The organism is Streptomyces roseoviridis (assembly GCF_039535235.1).
In the GTDB taxonomy this organism is placed as follows: domain Bacteria; phylum Actinomycetota; class Actinomycetes; order Streptomycetales; family Streptomycetaceae; genus Streptomyces; species Streptomyces roseoviridis.
This window is the reverse complement of sequence record NZ_BAAAWU010000001.1, coordinates 3,190,151-3,207,889: the sequence shown is the minus strand read 5'-3', so window position 1 is coordinate 3,207,889 and position 17,739 is coordinate 3,190,151. Positions and strand designations below refer to the sequence as shown.

General features: G+C 74.2%; 17 protein-coding genes. 11 read left to right on the top strand and 6 right to left on the bottom strand.

Translation table 11 applies throughout. From position 1 onward, the window contains the following. Positions 1-53 precede the first annotated feature (53 nt). Complete coding sequence (locus ABD954_RS14445) at positions 54-734, top strand: FMN-dependent NADH-azoreductase (RefSeq protein ID WP_345486432.1); 681 nt, start codon at positions 54-56, stop codon at positions 732-734. Between the two features lie 14 nt (positions 735-748). Here the strand turns inward: ABD954_RS14445 and ABD954_RS14440 are convergent, their stop codons facing one another. After that, positions 749-2,260 (bottom strand): class I adenylate-forming enzyme family protein, encoded by a 1,512-nt coding sequence (locus ABD954_RS14440; protein WP_345486431.1) that lies wholly within the window; start codon positions 2,258-2,260, stop codon positions 749-751. Between the two features lie 135 nt (positions 2,261-2,395). On the opposite strand from ABD954_RS14440, the gene ABD954_RS14435 reads away from it, so the two are divergent. The 4 genes from ABD954_RS14435 to ABD954_RS14420 all read left to right on the top strand — a co-directional run bounded on the left by ABD954_RS14435 (position 2,396) and on the right by ABD954_RS14420 (position 6,653). After that, positions 2,396-3,586, top strand: coding sequence for an amidohydrolase family protein (locus tag ABD954_RS14435; protein WP_345486430.1), 1,191 nt, complete (start codon positions 2,396-2,398; stop codon positions 3,584-3,586). Positions 3,587-3,594: 8 nt separating this feature from the next. Next, entirely contained in the window at positions 3,595-4,728 is a 1,134-nt protein-coding gene (locus tag ABD954_RS14430; RefSeq protein WP_345486429.1) for an acyl-CoA dehydrogenase family protein, read from the top strand. A gap of 8 nt (positions 4,729-4,736) precedes the next feature. Continuing rightward, complete coding sequence (locus ABD954_RS14425; protein WP_345486428.1) at positions 4,737-5,786, top strand: acyl-CoA dehydrogenase family protein; 1,050 nt, start codon at positions 4,737-4,739, stop codon at positions 5,784-5,786. 366 nt (positions 5,787-6,152) lie between these two features. Then, on the top strand, positions 6,153-6,653 hold the full coding sequence (locus tag ABD954_RS14420; protein WP_345486427.1) for an ATP-binding protein: 501 nt from the start codon (positions 6,153-6,155) through the stop codon (positions 6,651-6,653). 173 nt (positions 6,654-6,826) lie between these two features. Here ABD954_RS14420 and ABD954_RS14415 read toward each other — a convergent pair whose 3' ends face one another. Beyond that, entirely contained in the window at positions 6,827-7,765 is a 939-nt protein-coding gene (locus ABD954_RS14415; protein WP_345486426.1) for a cyclase family protein, read from the bottom strand. 102 nt (positions 7,766-7,867) lie between these two features. Between ABD954_RS14415 and ABD954_RS14410 the strand changes: the two genes are divergently transcribed. From ABD954_RS14410 to ABD954_RS14400, 3 genes are all read left to right on the top strand, one after another. Continuing rightward, complete coding sequence (locus ABD954_RS14410; protein WP_345486425.1) at positions 7,868-8,782, top strand: SDR family oxidoreductase; 915 nt, start codon at positions 7,868-7,870, stop codon at positions 8,780-8,782. 131 nt (positions 8,783-8,913) lie between these two features. Beyond that, positions 8,914-9,969, top strand: coding sequence for a Zn-dependent alcohol dehydrogenase (locus ABD954_RS14405; RefSeq protein WP_345486424.1), 1,056 nt, complete (start codon positions 8,914-8,916; stop codon positions 9,967-9,969). Positions 9,970-10,044: 75 nt separating this feature from the next. After that, on the top strand, positions 10,045-11,433 hold the full coding sequence (locus tag ABD954_RS14400) for an MFS transporter (RefSeq protein WP_345486423.1): 1,389 nt from the start codon (positions 10,045-10,047) through the stop codon (positions 11,431-11,433). On the opposite strand, the gene ABD954_RS14395 is transcribed toward ABD954_RS14400, so the two are convergent. Next, complete coding sequence (locus ABD954_RS14395; protein WP_345486422.1) at positions 11,394-12,383, bottom strand: GlxA family transcriptional regulator; 990 nt, start codon at positions 12,381-12,383, stop codon at positions 11,394-11,396. The genes ABD954_RS14400 and ABD954_RS14395 overlap by 40 nt on opposite strands. Positions 12,384-12,483: 100 nt before the next feature. Between ABD954_RS14395 and ABD954_RS14390 the strand changes: the two genes are divergently transcribed. From ABD954_RS14390 to ABD954_RS14380, 3 genes are all read left to right on the top strand, one after another. Next, positions 12,484-13,755 carry an MFS transporter gene (locus ABD954_RS14390; RefSeq protein ID WP_382745651.1) on the top strand — a complete coding sequence of 424 codons (1,272 nt, stop codon included), beginning with the start codon at positions 12,484-12,486 and terminating at the stop codon, positions 13,753-13,755. 156 nt (positions 13,756-13,911) lie between these two features. Beyond that, the gene (locus tag ABD954_RS14385) at positions 13,912-15,228 is read left to right on the top strand and encodes an MFS transporter (protein WP_345486420.1); all 1,317 of its coding nucleotides are present in this window, start codon (positions 13,912-13,914) and stop codon (positions 15,226-15,228) included. Between the two features lie 75 nt (positions 15,229-15,303). Next, positions 15,304-15,837 (top strand): hypothetical protein, encoded by a 534-nt coding sequence (locus ABD954_RS14380; RefSeq protein ID WP_345486419.1) that lies wholly within the window; start codon positions 15,304-15,306, stop codon positions 15,835-15,837. Positions 15,838-15,882: 45 nt separating this feature from the next. Here the strand turns inward: ABD954_RS14380 and ABD954_RS14375 are convergent, their stop codons facing one another. The 3 genes from ABD954_RS14375 to ABD954_RS14365 form a co-directional block, all read right to left on the bottom strand. Then, positions 15,883-16,065: a hypothetical protein gene (locus ABD954_RS14375; protein WP_345486418.1), complete on the bottom strand. Its 183-nt coding sequence runs from the start codon at positions 16,063-16,065 to the stop codon at positions 15,883-15,885. Positions 16,066-16,235: 170 nt separating this feature from the next. Beyond that, a complete protein-coding gene (locus ABD954_RS14370; RefSeq protein WP_345492170.1) occupies positions 16,236-16,829 on the bottom strand; it encodes a flavin reductase family protein in 594 nt (197 codons plus the stop codon). Positions 16,830-16,943: 114 nt separating this feature from the next. Further along, on the bottom strand, positions 16,944-17,735 hold the full coding sequence (locus ABD954_RS14365; RefSeq protein ID WP_382745616.1) for an enoyl-CoA hydratase/isomerase family protein: 792 nt from the start codon (positions 17,733-17,735) through the stop codon (positions 16,944-16,946). Positions 17,736-17,739 lie beyond the last annotated feature (4 nt).

Genomic DNA, 17,739 nt, shown 5'->3' with positions numbered 1-17,739 from the left:
CGGCCCCCGCGCCGTCTTGCCTTGCCCTCGACGGCAATCCCTACGGTCGGCGCATGACTTCCCCCGCGCAGGGGTCCCTCCTGCACCTCGACGCCAGCATCCGCCCGGCCGGCTCCGTCACCCGCGAGCTGACCGCCCACTTCGCGCACGAGTGGCGCCGCGCCCACCCAGCCGGCGGCTACGCCTACCGTGACCTGGCCGCCGAGCCCGTGCCCCACCTCACCCACGCCGTCCGTGAAGCCCTGCTCGACGGCGAAGGCCCCGGTGGGGGTCCCGGTGACGGCCGAGGCGAGCACCACGGCGCGTCCCCGGCCGAACGGGCGCTCAGCGAGGCGCTGACCGCCGAGGTGCGGGCGGCGACAGCGATCGTCCTCGGCGCGCCCATGTACAACTACGCGATCCCCTCGACGGTCAAGGCGTGGCTGGACCGCCTGGTCACCCCGGCCCACCTGGTGACCCCCGGTGGCGGCCCCGCCCTGCTCGGCGGCAAGACGGTCGTCGTGGTCACGGCCCGCGGCGGTTCCTACGCCCCCGGCACCCCGCGCGAGGGCATGGACCACCAGGAGCCGTACCTGCGCTCCGTGTTCGGCGCCATCGGTCTCGCCGACGACCTGACCTTCGTCCACGCCGAGCTGACCCTGGCCGCGGTGGTGCCGCAGATGGCGGCCCTGAAGCCGCTGGCGGAGAAGTCCCTGGCGGGCGCGTACGAGAGCCTCGCGCGGCTGGCCGCGTAGCGCGCCCGTACGGCTCAGGAATACCGCTCGCGCAGCTTGTACTTGAGCACCTTGCGCAGCGTCTCGTTCCTCGGCAGCGCCTCCACCACCTCCAGCTGCTCCGGCAGCTTGAACACCGCGAGCCCCGCGCCGCGCAGGAACGCCGTCACCGCCTCCAGGGTGAGGGGTTCGGTGCCCGCGGCCTGTTCGACCACCGCGCACACCCGCTCGCCGCGCTCCGCGTCCGGCAGGCCGATGACCGCCGCGTCCGCGACGTCCGGGTGGGTGTGCAGGAGGTCCTCGATCTCCTTGGCGGAGACGTTCTCGCCCTTGCGGATGATCACGTCCTTGAGGCGCCCGGTCAGGACCAGATGACCACTGGCGGTCAGGTGCCCGAGGTCGCCGGTGCGCAGGAAGCCCTCCTCGTCGAAGGCGGCGGCGGTCTGCGCCGGGTCCAGGTAGCCGCGGCAGACGGCCTCGCCGCGCAGCCGGACCTCGCCGTCCGCCGCGATGCGTATCTCCATGCCGGCGGGCGGGCGGCCCTCCGTCGTCGCCAGGTTCTCCGCGCTGTCCTCCGGGTCGCCCATGGTGACCATGGGGACCTCGGTCATGCCGTACCCGTGCGTCAGCCGGCAGCCGAGCTCGCGCACGACCGCGTGGTAGACCTCCGGCGGCTTGGGCGCCCCGCCGCCCGCGAGGAGCCGCAGGGTCGGGATGACCGGTTCGCCCGGCCGACGGCGCTGCTCGGCGAGGAACATCGTGTAGAAGGCGGTGGACCCGCCGGCGACGGTCACGCCGTGCCTGCGGTACTCCTCCAGGGCTTCCGGCAGCGCGAACTGCTCGAACATGACGGCGGGAAACCCGTACAGCAGCAGCATGACCGTGTAGTCGGGCCCGGCGATGTGCGCGTACGGGAAGGCCATCGAGCCGACGTCGTCGGCGGTCAGGCGCAGGGCGTGGGCGAGGCAGGAGCCGCCGGCGATGAGCGAGCGGTCGGTGTGCAGCACGCCCTTGGGGTCGGAGGTGGTGCCGGAGGTCCAGTAGATCCAGCGGACGTCGGTGCCGGACGCGGGCGGCGGCGGCAGGACGGCCGGGTCGCCGTCGGGCAGGGATCCGTACGCCTCGAAGATCCCGCGCGCGCCGAGCCGGCGGGCCATCGCGGTGTGGTCGAAGCCGCGCCACACGCCGGGGACGGCGAAGAACTCGGCGCCGGACTCGCGCAGGGCGAAGCCGACCTCCCGGTCCCGGTGGAAGGGGATGACGGGGGACTGCACGGCGCCGAGGCGGGCGAGCGCGAAGGAGAGCACGGCCGTCTCGATGCGGGTGGGCAGCTGCCAGGCGACGACGGTGCCGGGGCGCACGCCCCTGCCGTGCAGGCCGGCGGCGCAGCGCTCGGCGTGGTCGCGGAGCTCGCCGAAGGTGAGGGTGCGGTCGCCCTGGAGGAGGACGGGCCGGCCGGGGGTGAGGGCGGCGCGGCGCTCGACCAGTTCCCAGAGGGTGCGGGAGGTGCCCAGGGCGTACGCGGTCTCGTGCTCCGTCTCGGGCATGCCCGTACTCCTTTGGCTGACGATGCGTCAGATCGTGCCGAGAGCGTAGAGGGCCGGTCCTTGTCGGTCCAGGGGTGCGGGGCTAGCCTGGCCCCATCCGGATCTGACGGTCCATCAGAAAATGACGGAGGGGTCATGACGGAACTGCCCCGCATCATCAGCGTCGACGACCACGTGATCGAGCCCGCGCACCTCTTCGAGACCTGGCTCCCGGCCAGGTACCGCGACCGGGGGCCGAGGCCCCTCACCGCCGGCATCGGACAGCTCGCCTACACCGGCGGCAGGTACCAGATCACGATGGACCCCGACGGGCCGCCCACCGACTGGTGGATCTACGAGGACCTGAAGTTCCCGTACAAGCGCAACATCGCCGCCGTCGGCTTCGACCGCGACGACATGACCCTGGAGGGCATCACCCGCGCGGAGATGCGCCGCGGCTGCTGGGACCCCGTCGAGCGCCTGAAGGACATGGACCTCAACCACGTCGAGGCGTCCCTCTGCTTCCCGACCTTCCCCCGCTTCTGCGGCCAGACCTTCGCCGAGGCCAAGGACAAGGAGGTCGCCCTCGCCTGCGTCCGCGCCTACAACGACTGGATGGTCGAGGAGTGGTGCGGCGACAGCGGCGGCCGGCTCATCCCGCTGTGCATCATCCCGCTGTGGGACGTGCGGCTGGCCGTCGCCGAGATCCGCCGCAACGCCGCCCGCGGGGTCAAGGCCGTCACCTTCTCCGAGATCCCCACCCACCTCGGCCTGCCGTCGATCCACTCCGGCTACTGGGACCCCTTCTTCGCCGTCTGCCAGGAGACCGGCACGGTCGTCAACATGCACATCGGGTCCAGCTCCCAGATGCCCGCCGCGTCCCCCGACGCCCCGCCCGCCGTCCAGGCCACGCTTTCCTTCAACAACGCCATGGCCTCGATGACGGACTTCCTCTTCAGCGGCGTGCTCGTGAGGTTCCCCCGCCTCAAGCTCGCCTACAGCGAGGGCCAGATGGGCTGGATCCCGTACGCCCTGGAGCGCGCCGACGACGTGTGGGAGGAGCACCGCGCCTGGGGCGGCGTCCGCGACCTGATCCCCGAACCCCCGTCCACCTACTACTACCGGCAGATCTTCTGCTGCTTCTTCCGCGACAAGCACGGCATCGCGTCCCTGGACGTCGTCGGCCGCGACAACGCCACCTTCGAGACCGACTACCCGCACGTCGACTCCACCTTCCCGCACACCAGGGAAGTCGCCCTCGACCACGTCAAGGGCCTCGACGACGAGACCGTCTACAAGCTCATGCGCGGCAACGCCATCCGCATGCTCGACCTCGGCATCGTCTGAGGCGGGCGATGGACCTCGCGTACAGCGAAGAGGAGGAGGAGTTCCGGGCCCGGCTGCGGGAATGGCTCGCCGCCGCACTGCCCGGACTGCCGCCGACGCCCGACCCGCTCGACTGGCCGGCCCGCCGCGCCTACGACTGCGGCTGGCAGCGACGGCTCTACGACGCGGGCTACGGACACGTCCACTGGGACGCCTCGCCCACCCGGCGCCTGATCTTCCTGGAGGAGACCGCGCGCGCCGACGCCCCCTACGTCGGCGCCAACTTCGTCGGCCTCCTCCACGCCGGCCCCACCATCGCCGCCGAGGGCACGCCGGAGCAGCGCGCCCGCTGGCTGGAGCCGGTGCTGCGCGGCGACGAGGTGTGGTGCCAGGGCTTCAGCGAACCCGAGGCCGGCTCCGACCTCGCCGCCCTGCGGACGACGGCCGTCCGGGACGGGGACGCCTACGTCGTCACCGGCCGGAAGATCTGGACCTCGCACGCCGAGGTCGCCGACTGGTGCGAGCTCCTGGTCCGCACCGACCCCGCCGCCCCCAGACACCGCGGCATCAGCTGGCTCGCCCTGCCCATGGACGCCCCCGGCATCACCGTACGGCCGCTGCGCACCCTCGCCGGATCCGCCGAGTTCGCCGAGGTCTTCCTCGACGAGGTGCGGGTGCCGGTGGCGAACCGCGTCGGCGCGGAGAACGACGGCTGGCGGGTCACCATGGTGACGCTGTCCTTCGAACGCGGCACCGCCTTCGCCGGCGAGGTCGTCGCCTGCCGCCGCGTCCTCGGCGACCTCGCCCGCGCCGCCCGCGCCGACGGCCGCTGGGACGACCCGGCCCTGCGCCGCCGCCTCGGCCGCCTCGGCGCCGAGTTCCAGGCCCTGTGGCGCCTCGTCCAGTGGAACGTCAGCGCAGCCCAGGCGACCGGACAGGTGCCCGGCGCCGGCGGCTCCGTCTTCAAGCTGCGCTACTCCCACGCCCGCCAGGAGCTCTACGACGCCGCCGCCGCCGTCCTCGGCCCGGACGCGCTCGACCTGGGGCGCGCGTGGACCCTCGACCGGCTGTCCTCGCTGTCGTACACGATCGCGGCGGGCACCTCGCAGATCCAGCAGAACATCGTCGCCGAGCGCGTCCTCGGCCTGCCAAAGGGGCGGTGAACCGCCGCGTGGACTTCCGACTCACCGAGGACCAGCGGGCACTGAAGCGGGGCGCGCGGGAGGTTCTGGAGCGCCTTTTCGACCGGGACGCGCTGCGGGCCGCGGCCGACGCGAACGGCGGCGCAGGCGGTGCGACGCTCGACCGGGCCCTGTGGCGGGAGCTCGGCGCGGCCGGCTTCTTCTCGCTGCGGCTCCCGGAGGAGCGGGGCGGGGCCGGACTCGGTCTGCCCGAAGCGGTGCTGCTCTTCGAGGAGGCGGGCCGCGTGCTGCTGCCCGGGCCGCTCGTCGCCACCCACCTGGCGGCGGGCGAGGTCGCGGGCGCGGCGGAGGGCACCACGGTCGTGACCGCCGTCGACGGGCGGCTCGTCGCATGGCTGGACGCGGCCGACGTGGTGCTGGGCGACACCACGGGCGCCGTGCCCCTCAGGTCCGTGGACCCGCTGACTCCTCTGCACCGGCTGCCGGGCGGCGCCGGCGGGAACGGCGGGAACGGCGGGAACGGGGGGAACGGGGGGAGCGGCGGGGGGAACGGTGGGGACGGGGAGCCGGCGCCGGGACCGGGCGGGGATCCCCGGTGCGGCCCCGGCTCCGGCGGGGATCCCGGATGTGGCCCAGGCCCGGGCGGGCCTCCGGGGTGCGGCCCCGGCTCCGGCGGGGACCTGGTCTCCCTGCTCACCGCCGCCGAACAGCTCGGCAGCGCCGCCCGCACGACCGAGGCGGCCGTCGCGTACGCCCGGACCCGCACCCAGTTCGGGCAGCCGATCGGCGGCTTCCAGGCCGTCAAGCACCTGTGCGCGCAGATGCTCGTACGAACGGAAGTAGCCCGCGCCGCCGTCTACGCCGCCGCCGTCACCGCCGACCCGGCCGAGATCGCCGGGGCCCGGCTGCTCGCCGACGAGGCCGCCGTCGGCTGCGCCCGCGACTGCCTCCAGGTGCACGGCGGCATGGGCTTCACCTGGGAAGCCGATGTGCACCTCCACCTCAAACGGGCCTGGGTGCGGGCCGAGCGCGGGCTCTCGGGGGCGGCGGCCGAGGAGCTCGTCGCCGCCGGCTTGTAGCGTGCGCGTCACGCAGCGTCGATACCGGGTCGTGTCCTTCGGCGGGGTCGTCACGGGCCGGAGTCGGCCTCCGCCTCCGGTACGCTCCGTGGGATGCGAGTGCTTGTGGGCCCGGATCGCGCCGGTGCCGCCCCTGCGGCGGCTCCGGGTTCGGGAATGCCCGCCGCTCGTGCCCCGTGGAGGCGCATCGGGCGCCCCTGTTCGACTCCCCGGAATGTGCGTCGCACAGTATGGACCATGCGTACTCCTTCGCGCTGGAATATGCCCGAAGCGCTTGTTGCGGTGACTGTACGTCAACCATGCTGTCCCACAAGGGAATCACGTTCCGTTAGGTCGTCGAGGACGCCGGTTCGGATGGTGTGAACGGTGCAGGTGCTTCAGGTTCAGTTGGAGGTCGGGCCGGACCCGGCAGAGGTGGGGCGCGCCCGGCGGTGGGCGCGTTCGCGGCTGGCCGGATCGGGGATAGGGGACGACGAGCCGCTGGCCGACACGCTCGTGCTGCTCATCTCCGAGCTGGTCACCAACGCGGTGGTGCACACGGGCTGCCCGGCCGTGCTCAGGATGCTCTTCGGCGGGGGCGGGGTGCGGGTCGAGGTCGCCGACACGAGCGACCGCCCGCCGACGCCCCGGCACGCGGCCGGCGAGGACACCAACGGGCGCGGCCTCGAGCTGGTGGACGGCCTCGCGGACCGGTGGGGCTGGCAGCGCGAGGGCGCGGGCAAGAGCATCTGGTGCGAGGTGGACCGGGCCCCGGCCCCGCTCCCGGACCAGATGGTGGCCCCGATCGCGATCCCCGTCGCCGCCCAGGCCGTGGGACCGGTCCCGGACCAGGGAGCGCAGGTGTCACCCTTCCGGGTGCGCTGTTGACGATTCATGGCGAATTGACCACCCTTGGGTGAGCGATTCGCTCTGCGAGGGGAGTCGAGGGGCGTGGCCCCTCGGCGCACGCGGGTCGTGACGGGTGGCGGCGGTCGTGCCGTGCTCGGGGCGCGCGCGAGCGCGCCGCCACCCGCAGAGCCCCCTCCGGGGAGTCGTTCCCCTCACAGCACGGCCACCGGTGCCACCGGTGTGCCCGTGCCGCCCACGAAGGGCTCGGGCATCGCGGAGAGCAGGAACGCGTAGCGGCGTTCCCGTGCACAGGCTGTGGACAACTTTTCCAGATTCCAGTTCTGCCCCTGGAGCATGCCCATCTCGACCAGGTGGAGGGCGTGCACGGGCAGCCACAGATCCTCAATCTCCGGGGGGAAGATCTCGAAGGTGAGCGTGTCGTTGGCGACCGCCGCCACGTCCCGGGCACGGAACCACTCGGGCGTCCGCACGGACAGGCCGGGCGACGGGAAGGCGTAACCGTGCCTGTCGCCGGCGAGGTAGGCCCGGATCTGCCCGGTCCGTACGAGCACGATGTCACCGGACCGTACGGTGACCCGGCCGAACTCCGCCGCCTCGTCGAGGTCCTCGGGCGTGACGGCGTGGTCGCCGGGCAGCCGGTCGACGCCCTTGGCCGCCGCCACGTCGAGCAGCACCCCGCGCGAGACGATGTGCCGGGCGGTGTGGATGCCGCTGAACTCGGCGCGGCCGTGCGCGGTGACGGTGCCGGCGGGGCGGCCGTTGTAGATCCGACCCGAGTGCGAGACATGGGTCAGGGCGTCCCAGTGGGTGCCCGCCTGGAGCCCGAGGGTCACGGCGTCGTCGCTGGTGGCGACCGTACCGGGGCCGAAGAGCTCCTGGTTGACCTGCACCATGACGTGCAGGGGGTTGACCCGGCCGGGGATCACGCCGGTCTGCACGCCGTCCTGCTTCAGCTCGACGGCCAGCGGGATCCGCCGGCCGGTCCGGACGGTCGCGGCGGCCTCGCGCACCACGGCGTCGGTGATCAGGTTGAGGGTGCCGATCTCGTCGTCGCGGCCCCAGCGGCCCCAGTTGTTCACGCGCGCGGCGATGGCGTGGAATTCCGGTGGGAGAGCGCTGGTGACGGACATCGGGGGCCTCCGAGGTCTTGTACTCCGGTATCTGACGGGTCGTAGAATCCTCTCGGCGCACGAATCTAACGGACCGTCAGAAAATGCGGGAAGGGGCCGGGCGTGGGGAACTTCTTGGCAGGAAAGGTCATCGCCGTGACGGGAGCGGGCCGGGGGATCGGCCGCGCGGTCGCCCTCGCCTGCGCCGCCGAGGGTGCGAAGGTCGTCGTCAACGACTACGGGGTCTCCGTCGAGGGCGCCGAGCCCACGAGCGAGATCGCCGAGGCGGTCGTCAAGGAGATCGAGGCGGCCGGAGGCGGTGCGGTGGCCGTCGCCGACGACATCTCGACGATGGCGGGCGGACAGCGGGTCGTGGACGTGGCGCTCGCGGAGTACGGGCGGATCGACGGCGTCGTGTGCGTGGCCGGCATCCTGCGGGAGCGGATGCTCTTCAACATGACGGAGGAGGAGTGGGACCCCGTCGTCGCCACCCACCTCAAGGGCACCTTCACCGTCTTCCGGGCCGCCTCCGCCGTCATGCGCCGCCAGGGCTCCGGCACCCTCATCGGCTTCACCAGCGGCAACCACCAGGGCTCGGTCGCCCAGGCCAACTACGCGGCGGCGAAGGGCGGCGTCATCTCCCTCGTCCGCAGCGCCGCCCTCGGCCTCCACAAGTACGGCGTCACCGCCAACGCCGTCGCCCCCGTGGCCCGCACCCGCATGTCGGCCAACGTGCCCATGGAACTCAAGGAGATCGGCGAGCCGGAGGACGTGGCCGCGCTCGTCGTGTACCTCCTCTCCGACCGCGCCAGGACGGAGAGGATCACCGGCCAGGTCTACACGGTCGCCGGCCCCAAGATCGCGGTCTGGGCCCAGCCGAGAGAACTGCGGGCCGCCTACGCGGAGAGCGGCAGCTGGACCCCGGAACGGATCGCCAACTTCCTGCCGGGGACGGTGGGCACGGACCCCATGCCGATGCTCCGGCACCTGGAGGAGATGACCAGGGCGGCGGCGAACGGCTCCCGCCCGAACGCGTAGCGGCGCCCCTGCGGCCCGCGCCCCGTGCGGACGGTCCTCCCGCGGGGGGCCGTCTCCCCCGGCGGGGGTGCGGGGCGGTCGGAAGCGCGCAGGCGCGTACGGATCCGGTCCATCGACGGAGGTGCAGGGACATGAGAGGTGTCGTCTTCGACGGCAAGGAGGTCCGGGTCGTCGACGACCTGGACGTACGGCCCCCCGGACCCGGCGAAGTGCTCGTCGCCGTCGCCGCCGCCGGGCTCTGCCACAGCGACCTGTCGGTCGTCGACGGCACGATCCCGTTCCCCGTGCCCGTCGTCCTCGGCCACGAGGGCGCCGGAGTCGTCGAGGCCGTCGGCCCCGGAGTCACCCACGTCGGCCCCGGCGACCACGTCGCCCTGTCCACCCTCGCCAACTGCGGCGCCTGCGCCGACTGCGACCGCGGCCGGCCCACCATGTGCCGCAAGGCCATCGGGATGCCCGGCCGGCCCTTCTCGCGGCGCGGCGACGGGAAGCCGCTCTTCCAGTTCGCCGCCAACTCCTCCTTCGCCGAACGGACCGTCGTCAAGGCCGTCCAGGCCGTGAAGATCCCCGAGACCGTCCCGCTCACCTCCGCCGCCCTCATCGGCTGCGGTGTCCTCACCGGCGTCGGAGCCGTACTCAACCGCGCCCGGGTCGACCGCGGCGAGACCGTCGTCGTCCTCGGCACCGGAGGCATCGGCCTCAACGTCCTCCAGGGCGCCCGGATCGCCGGCGCGACGACCGTCGTCGCCGTCGACACCAACCCGGCGAAGGAGGCCGCCGCCCTCCGCTTCGGCGCCACCCACTTCCTGACCTCGACGGACGGCGTCCGCGAGATCCTGCCCACCGGCGCCGACCACGTCTTCGAGTGCGTCGGCCACACCGGACTCGTGCGCACCGCCGTCGACCTGCTCGACCGGCACGGGCAGGCGGTCCTCCTCGGCATGACCCCACCGAAGGCCGAGGCGAGCTTCCCGCCGGCGGCGATGTTCCTCGACAAGTCGATCCTCGGCTGCCGTTACGGCTCCTCCCGCCCCCAGAAGGACATCCCGCTCTACGCCGAGCTCTACGGCGCCGGCCGCCTGCTCCTCGACGAACTCGTCACCGCCACCTACCCGGTGGAGGACTTCGCACGGGCGGCGCGGGACGCGGCGCGCGGTGAGGTGGCCCGGGCCGTCCTCACCTTCTGAACCGTCCGGCCGTTGCGCACCCCGCGCCGGAAATCGGCTGGGGCACACGGGCGTACGTCGCTACGGTCCTGAGGCATGTCCTACCGCGAGCTCGCCACCCGTCCCGTCCTCGCCTGGGCGGGCGTCGCCTCCGCCGCCCGGCTGCCCGTCGCCATGGCTCCGCTCGCGCTGGTCTTCCTGGTGCGGGAACAGCCGGGCGGCTACAGCCTCGGCGCGGTGCTGGCCGCCGTGTACGTGGTCGGGGAGATCGTCGCCGCACCCGTCCTCGGCGTCCGCCTCGACGCCGAACGGGCCCGGCCCCACCTCGCGGTCGGCCTCGCCGTCGGCGCCACCGGGTTCGCGGGCCTCGGGGTCGTCGGCGGCGAGGGCCATCCCGTGCTGCTCGGCGCGCTCGCCTTCCTCGCGGGCGCGGCACCCGCCGCGGCGCCCGGCGGCCTGCGGGCGCTGCTGACCGGCATGGTCCCGCAGCGGGCCGTCACCCAGGCGATGAGCCTGGAATCGGTGCTGACCTTCGGGATCTGGGCCGCCGCCCCGGCCCTCGCGACCGGACTAGCCCTCGGCGTCGCCCCGGCCGTACCACCGCTGCTCCAGGCCGTACTCATGGCCCTGTCGGTGGCGGGACTGTGGCTGCTGCCGGCCGGCTGGTCGACCCGGGAGGCCACGGAGGCCACTGAGGTCGAGGGAGTCAAGGAGGCCGAGGGAGCCACGGAGACCGAGGGAGCCAAGGAGGCCGAGGACGACGGAGGGTCCGGGAAGCCCGGGGCTCGCCGGACCACCCGGCGGTCCCGGACCGGAGAGCCGGGCACGGCCAGGGGCCGGGTGCTCGCCCGTGCCTGGCCCGTGTACGTCACCGGCGCCGCCGGCCTCACCCTGCTCGCCCTCGCCGAACTGATCCTGCCCGCCCTCCTCGAACAGCGCGCCGTCCCCCTCGCCTGGGCCGGTCCGCTGCTCGCCGGGTTCTCCATCGGCTCGGCCGTCGGCGCCTTCCTGTACGGGCTGCGCGACTCCTGGCCCGGCCGGCTGCCCGTGCAGTCCGCCGTCCTGGTCGGCGGCGTCGCGGCCGGTGTCGCCCTCGTCGCCGTCCTGCCCTGGGCGGCCGCGATCGGCGTGACCCTGGTCGCCGCCGGTCTCCTCCAGGCACCCGCCATGCTGACCCGCAACCTCGCCCTGCGCCAGATCCTGCCGCCGCAGGCCCTCGCCGCCGGGTACTCGGTCATGTACGCGGCCGTGGGGGCCGGCTACGCGGCCAGCGGCACCCTCGCGGGAGCCCTCCTCGAGGTCGTCGCCCCGTCCACGGCGATCCTGTGCGGGGTCGTCCTCACGCTGGCGCTCACCGCCCTCGGGCTGTGGGGCGAGCGGCGGATCCCCCCGCTCGGCACGGAGGCGGCCGAGGCCGGGGAGGCGGTCCGGGCCGGGCAGGAGGCTCAGGCCGGGGAGCCGGCCGCGCGGAAGGTGCGCCGGTAGGCGGTCGGGGTCACCCCGATCGCGCCCTGGAGGTGCACCCGCAGCGACTGGGCGGTGCCGAAGCCGGAGTCGTGCGCGACCTGGTCGACGGGCAGGTCGGTGGTCTCCAGGAGGTGCCGGGCCCGTTCCACCCGCTGCTGGGTGAGCCACTGGCCGGGGCTTGTGCCGACCTCGTCGCGGAACCGGCGGGTGAAGGTCCGCACGCTCATCGACTCCCGTACCGCCAGGTCCCGCAGACGGATCGGCTCGTGGAGGTGGGCGAGCGCCCACGCGCGGGCCGCCGTCGTGGTGGAGACCGCCGGATCGGGCACCGGGCGCTCGACGTACTGGGCCTGGCCGCCGTCCCGGTACGGGGGCACGACGGTGCGCCGGGCCACCTCGTTGGCCACGGCCGTGCCGTGGTCGCGGCGGACGATGTGCAGGCACAGGTCGATCCCGGCGGCCACGCCGGCGGAGGTCAGCACGTCCCCGTCGTCCACGAACAGCACGTCGGCGTCCACCCGCACCCGCGGGAAGAGCCGCTGGAAGTGGTCGGCGGAGGCCCAGTGGGTGGTGGCGGGCCGTCCGTCCAGGTAGCCGGCCGCGGCCAGCACGTATCCGCCGGTGCAGATGGACACCAGCCGCGTCCCCGGCCGTATGCGGGCGAGGGCCGAGGCCAGCGGTTCGGTGAGCCTGCCCTCCTCGTAGACCGGGCCCAGCTCGTAGGAGGCGGGCACCACGACGGTGTCGGCGGTCGCGAGGGCCTCCGGTCCGTGCTCGACGTGGATGGCGAAGTCGGCGTCGGTCCGGACCGGTCCGACGACCGGCGCGCAGGTCACGGTCTCGTACAGCGGCCGGCCCCCGGGGTCCTTGGCGCGGCCGAAGATCCGGTGCGGGATGCCCAGTTCGAAGGGGAGCAGGCCGGGCAGGGCGAGGACGGCGACGCGATGGGGCCGGTGCGGTGGCGGCACGGCGTACTCCCTCCATAAAGCAGTGGTGGTTTAGACCACAGGCTGGTACCTGTGTCTCTTCGTGACGGACAACACGTACAAGTCTGAGGCCGGCGAACGGATTCCCGCGCCGGCCGGATCCGGACCGGGCCCCGTGCCGGCAGAGCCCGGCGGGGTTGCCGTCCGGACCGGCCCGCCCGCACCCGCCGCGCTCTGGAACCGTAACTTCCGGCTCTTCTTCGTCGCCCGCGCGGTCGCCGTCCTCGGCGAGGGCATGGTCCCGGTCGCCTTCGCCGCCGGCCTCCTCGGCGCCGGCCACCCCGGCTCGGCCGTCGGCTACGCGCTCGGGCTGTGGACGGCCGCCTTCGCCGTCTTCGTCCTCTTCGGCGGCGTCCTCGCCGACCGCTTCACGGCCCGCCGCATGATGATCCTCGCCGATCTGCTCCGGCTGCCCGGCGCCGTGCTCCTCGGGGTCACCTTCGCGCTCGGCAGCCCGCCGCTGTGGGCCGTGTACGCGCTGTCCACCGTCGCCGGTGTCGGCGCGGCCCTGTTCCAGCCGGGCGTCGCCTCCACGATCCCGCGGATCGCCCCCGACGTGCAGCGGGCCAACGCGGTCCTGCGGGTCGTCGAGGCCCTCATGACGATGGCGGGCCCGGCGCTCGCCGGTCTGCTCGTCGCCCTGTGGAACGCGGGCGCCGCCTTCGCCGTCAACGCGGCCACCTTCGCCGTCAGCGCCGTCTGCTTCACGCTGATGCGGCTTGCACCCCTTCCCTCGGACGGGGCAGGCCGCGGCTCGCTCGGCTCGGAAATGGCCCTCGGGTGGCGGGAGTTCCGGTCGCGGAGCTGGCTGTGGGGCGTCATCGCCATCTGGACGGTGTACGGGCTGACCGTCGCCGGACCGATGGTGCCGTTGACCGCGAACCTGGTGACCGGCGAGCACGGCTCGGCCACCTACGGCGTGCTGATGGCCGCGGGCGGGGCCGGAAGCGCGGTCGGCGGCCTCCTCGCGCTGCGCCTGCGGCCGGTCCGCCCGCTGGCCGCCGGGGCGGTCGCCCTGCTCGGGCTGCCGGTGAACCTGCTGCTGCTCGGCGCGGGCGCGCCGGTGCCGCTGCTGCACGCGGGCCAGTTCGTCGGCGGCGCGGCCTTCGCCTTCTGGCTGGTGATGTGGTCGACGGCGGTGCAGACCCACGTGCCGCAGGACGCCCTGAACCGCATGCACGCCTACGACGTGGCCGGATCCCTGCTGATGATGGGCGTGGGGCGCAGCCTGTCCGGGCCGGTGGCGGCGGTCCTCGGCACGGAGGAGGTGCTGCTCGCGGGGGCGGGGATCGCGGTCCTGGTGGTGGTCGCGCTGCTTCTCGTGCGGCCGATCAGGACGCTGCCGCGGGTGTGAGGAGCGCGGGCCGGGTGGCGGGCCGGTGCGCCTGGCGGTGTGGCGGGCCGGTGTGGCCGGCGGGGTGGTGGGCCGGTGCGGCGGGCCGGGTGCCGATGGCCCGATCTGTTGGAAAGCTGTCATCCGGGCCAATGGTCGGCCACGGTCCCCGGCTCGATGCTGGGTGACGTGACCCAGACAACCCCGCCCCCGGCCCCCGCCCCCGTCTCGTACCGGCCGCGCCCTCCGCGCATCCACCGCGCGTGGTTCGTCGCGGCCGTCACCTTCGTCACGATCATCGGCGCGGCCGCCTTCGCCTCGCTGCCGGGCCTGCTCATCGAGCCGCTGCACTCGGAGTTCCGCTGGACGCGCGGCACGATCGGCTTCGCGGTGTCGGTGAACCTCGCGCTGTACGGCCTGACGGCGCCGTTCGCCGCCTCGCTGATGGACCGTTTCGGCATCCGCCGGGTCGTCGCGGTGGCGCTGTCGGTCATCGCGCTGGGCTCACTGCTCACCGTGGGGATGACGGCCGCCTGGCAGCTCGTCCTCTACTGGGGCGTCCTCGTCGGTCTCGGCAGCGGCTCCATGGCCCTCGCCTTCGCCGCGACCGTCACCAACCGCTGGTTCGTCGCCCGGCGCGGCCTGGTCACCGGCATCCTGACCGCGGCCGGGGCCTCGGGGCAGCTGGTCTTCCTGCCCCTCCTGTCCTGGCTGGTCGAGCACCAAGGCTGGCGCCCCGCCGCCGTCACCGTCGCGCTGTCCGCGCTCGCCGTCGTGCCGTTCGTGTGGCTGCTGCTGCGCGACCACCCGGCGGACGTGCGGCTCGCCCCGTACGGCGGTGAGTACGCCGAGAAGCCCGCACCGGTGCCGGGCGCCGCCCGCCGGGCCGTGACCGTCCTGTTCAAGGCCGCCCGCACGGGTCCGTTCTGGCTGCTCGCCGGCACCTTCGCGATCTGCGGCGCCTCCACGAACGGCCTGGTCAAGACCCACTTCGTCCCCGCCGCGCACGACCACGGCATGCCGGTCACGGCAGCGGCCGGGCTGCTCGCCGTGATCGGCGTCTTCGACGTCGTCGGCACGATCGCCTCCGGCTGGTTCACCGACCGCTTCGAGACCCGCCGCCTGCTCGCCGTCTACTACGCGCTGCGGGGGATCTCGCTGCTGTTCCTGCCGATGCTGCTGGCCCCGGCGGTGCACCCGCCGATGCTCTTCTTCATCGTCTTCTACGGCCTCGACTGGGTCGCCACGGTGCCGCCGACCATCGCCCTGTGCCGCGAGCACTTCGGCGAGGACAGCGCCATCGTCTTCGGCTGGGTCCTCGCCTCCCACCAGGTCGGCGCCGCCGTCGTCGCCTTCGCGGGCGGCGTCGCCCGCGACGTCTTCCGCTCCTACGACCCCGTCTGGTACGCCTCGGGCGCCCTCTGCGCGGCGGCGGCCCTGATGGCCCTGGTCATCAGGCGCCCGAGCGCCCCCCGGGCCCTGCCGGCGACCTGACCCCACCCCGTAGGGCACCCCGGGTGCACGGCCCTGGTCCGCATGGAGGAGGATGCGGGCCGGGAGGGGATTTGAATGCGTTCAGAAAAACTGGTGGGTGGCGGCGGGGCCGGGGCGGAGGGGCGCACCTTCCGGCGGATGGTGACGGTGTCGATGCTCGTGCTGTTCCTGGAGGCCGCGTTCGCGCTGGTGCTGGGTTTGGTGTTCGGGGAAACCCGGGAGCCCGAGCCCGGCGAGGAGGCGGTCAGTGCGTGGACCCTGCTGTTCATGCCGTTCTTCGCCGTGTTCGTGCTGGTCGCGGCGGCCCTGGCGTCGGCGGCGCTGGTGGCGCCGGCGGTACTGCTCGCGGAGGGCGCCGGACGGCGCGTCGGGGGACCGGCGCTCGGGTGGCAGGTGCTCCTGACGGGGGCCGCGGGCGCGATCCTGTGGCCGTTCGGCGGGTGGCGGGGCTGGCTGGTGGCATGGGTGTGCCTGGCGGCGGCCGCGGTCGTGGCGCGGCGCGCGCGGCGGGGCTCCTTCGTCACGGTGCTCCTGTGGGGGACCCTCGTGGTCCTCACGGCCTTCGGGCTCGGCGGCGTCGGACTGTGGGCGGGCGTCATCGAGGGCTGACCCCGGCCCTCGATCCGCCGGAACGAACGGGTGACGGCGGCTCGGTCAGCCGGCGGCTCGGTCCATCGGCTCGACCCCGACGTGCCGGCGCATGCCCGGCTCCTCCCGCCGCTCTCGTACGGAGCGGCCCGGTTCGAACCGGATCCGAGCCGCCTCGTACGCGGTAGCGGCCTCGGGACCGCGCGGCGCGTCCTCCCGCGAGCGGGCCCGGCCTGCGCGGCCGGTCACCGGGCCACTCCTCGTCGACGGTGTGTTCCTGGGCGACGCAACGGCCCCCAGCCGGCAGGGCACGCTCGATCTCGGCCGGCTCCCGCTGCCGCGTCTTGAGGCGGGGCCGCGCCCGGAGCCACCCGAACGAGCGGCGCCCGCACGCGGTCACTCCGGTGGCGGTCCGGGCGCTAGCCCGCGAACCGCCCGAACCGCCCCCGGTGGAACAGCAACGGCTCCCCGGCCTCCGTGGCGCCCAGGGCCTCCACGCGGCCCACCACGATCAGGTGGTCGCCGCCCGTGTGGACCGTGGTGATGGTGCAGTCGATCCAGGCGGGGGCGTCCGGGAGGCGGGGGGAGCCGGTGGCCGGGGCCGGGGTCCAGGTCACGCCGGCGAACTTGTCGGCCCCGCTCACCGCGAAGGCCCGGCACAGGGCGGCCTGCTCCGCTCCCAGGACGTTCACGCAGAACAGGCCCGCGCGGGCGATCCGGGGCCAGGTGGTCGACGTACGGGCCACCATGAAGACGACCAGCGGCGGGTCGAGGGAGAGCGAGGCGAAGGACTGGCAGGCGAAGCCCGCCGGGCCGTCCCCGTCGAGGGCGGTGACGATCGTGACCCCGCTCGCGAAGTTCCCGAGCACGCGCCGGAACGCGGCGGGATCGACCGGCAGCCGTTCGTCCTCCCGTACCGCCCGCAACGCGGGCCGGGGAAGGGCGTCCGCGGCCGTGCCGGCGCCCACGACCGCACCGGCCGACCTGAGGTATCGGACGGCGGTGGCCGCCATCCCAGCGTGTCCCATCACCACCCCATTGAAGCTGACGGCCCGTCAGATGAGAAGCCCCCGAACCCCCGGCCCTGCCGTCCCCCGAACCCCCGGTCCTGCCGTCCCCCGAACCCCCTACCGTCCCTCGAACTCCGCCGCCCGCCGCTCCACGAACGCCGCCACGCCCTCCCGCGCGTCCCGCGTCGTCATGCAGATCTCCTGCGCCGCCGCCTCCGCCACGAACGCGGCCGTCCGGTCCGCGTCCAGGGAGGCGTTGACCAGCTGCTTGGTGAGGGCGAGGGCGCGGGTGGGGCCCTGGGCGAGGCGGTCGGCCCAGGCGCGGGCCGTCTTCTCCAGGTCCTCGGCCGGGACGACCCGGTTCACCAGGCCCATCGCCCGCGCCTCGGCCGCCGGCAGCGCGTCACCGAAGAACATCAGCTCCTTCGCCCGCTGCGGCCCCACCAGCCGCGGCAGCAGATACGCCCCGCCACCGTCCGGCACGATCCCGCGCCGCACGAACACCTCCACGAACCGCGCCGACTCCGCCGCCAGCACCAGGTCGCACGCGAACGCCAGGTGCGCCCCGATCCCGGCGGCCGTCCCGTTCACCGCCGCGATCACCGGCTTCTCGCAGTCCAGTACGGCCCCGACGAAGCGCTGCGCGCCCCGCCGGATCATCCGGGCCACGTCCCCCGTGACCCGGTCCTCCGCCGAGACGGACGGCCCCCCGCGCAGGTCCGCCCCCGCGCAGAAGCCCCGCCCCGTGGCGGTCAGGACCACCGCCCGCACCCCCGGGTCGGCCGAGGCGTCGTCCAGCAGGGCGACGATCCGCTCCCGCTGCTCCCAGGTGACCGCGTTCATCGCCTCCGGGCGGTTGAGCGTGATCCACGAGACGCCGTTCTCCACGGCGTGCAGGACGTCCGGCACGGCA

Coding starts and splice junctions, on each gene's coding strand:
- ABD954_RS14430 (WP_345486429.1), top strand. CDS start 3,595: ATGGACCTCGCGTACAGCGAAGAGGAGGAGGAGTTCCGGGCCCGGCTG.
- ABD954_RS14435 (WP_345486430.1), top strand. CDS start 2,396: ATGACGGAACTGCCCCGCATCATCAGCGTCGACGACCACGTGATCGAG.
- ABD954_RS14415 (WP_345486426.1), bottom strand. CDS start 7,765: ATGTCCGTCACCAGCGCTCTCCCACCGGAATTCCACGCCATCGCCGCG.
- ABD954_RS14400 (WP_345486423.1), top strand. CDS start 10,045: ATGTCCTACCGCGAGCTCGCCACCCGTCCCGTCCTCGCCTGGGCGGGC.
- ABD954_RS14440 (WP_345486431.1), bottom strand. CDS start 2,260: ATGCCCGAGACGGAGCACGAGACCGCGTACGCCCTGGGCACCTCCCGC.
- ABD954_RS14405 (WP_345486424.1), top strand. CDS start 8,914: ATGAGAGGTGTCGTCTTCGACGGCAAGGAGGTCCGGGTCGTCGACGAC.
- ABD954_RS14380 (WP_345486419.1), top strand. CDS start 15,304: ATGCGTTCAGAAAAACTGGTGGGTGGCGGCGGGGCCGGGGCGGAGGGG.
- ABD954_RS14370 (WP_345492170.1), bottom strand. CDS start 16,829: ATGGCGGCCACCGCCGTCCGATACCTCAGGTCGGCCGGTGCGGTCGTG.
- ABD954_RS14385 (WP_345486420.1), top strand. CDS start 13,912: ATGCTGGGTGACGTGACCCAGACAACCCCGCCCCCGGCCCCCGCCCCC.
- ABD954_RS14445 (WP_345486432.1), top strand. CDS start 54: ATGACTTCCCCCGCGCAGGGGTCCCTCCTGCACCTCGACGCCAGCATC.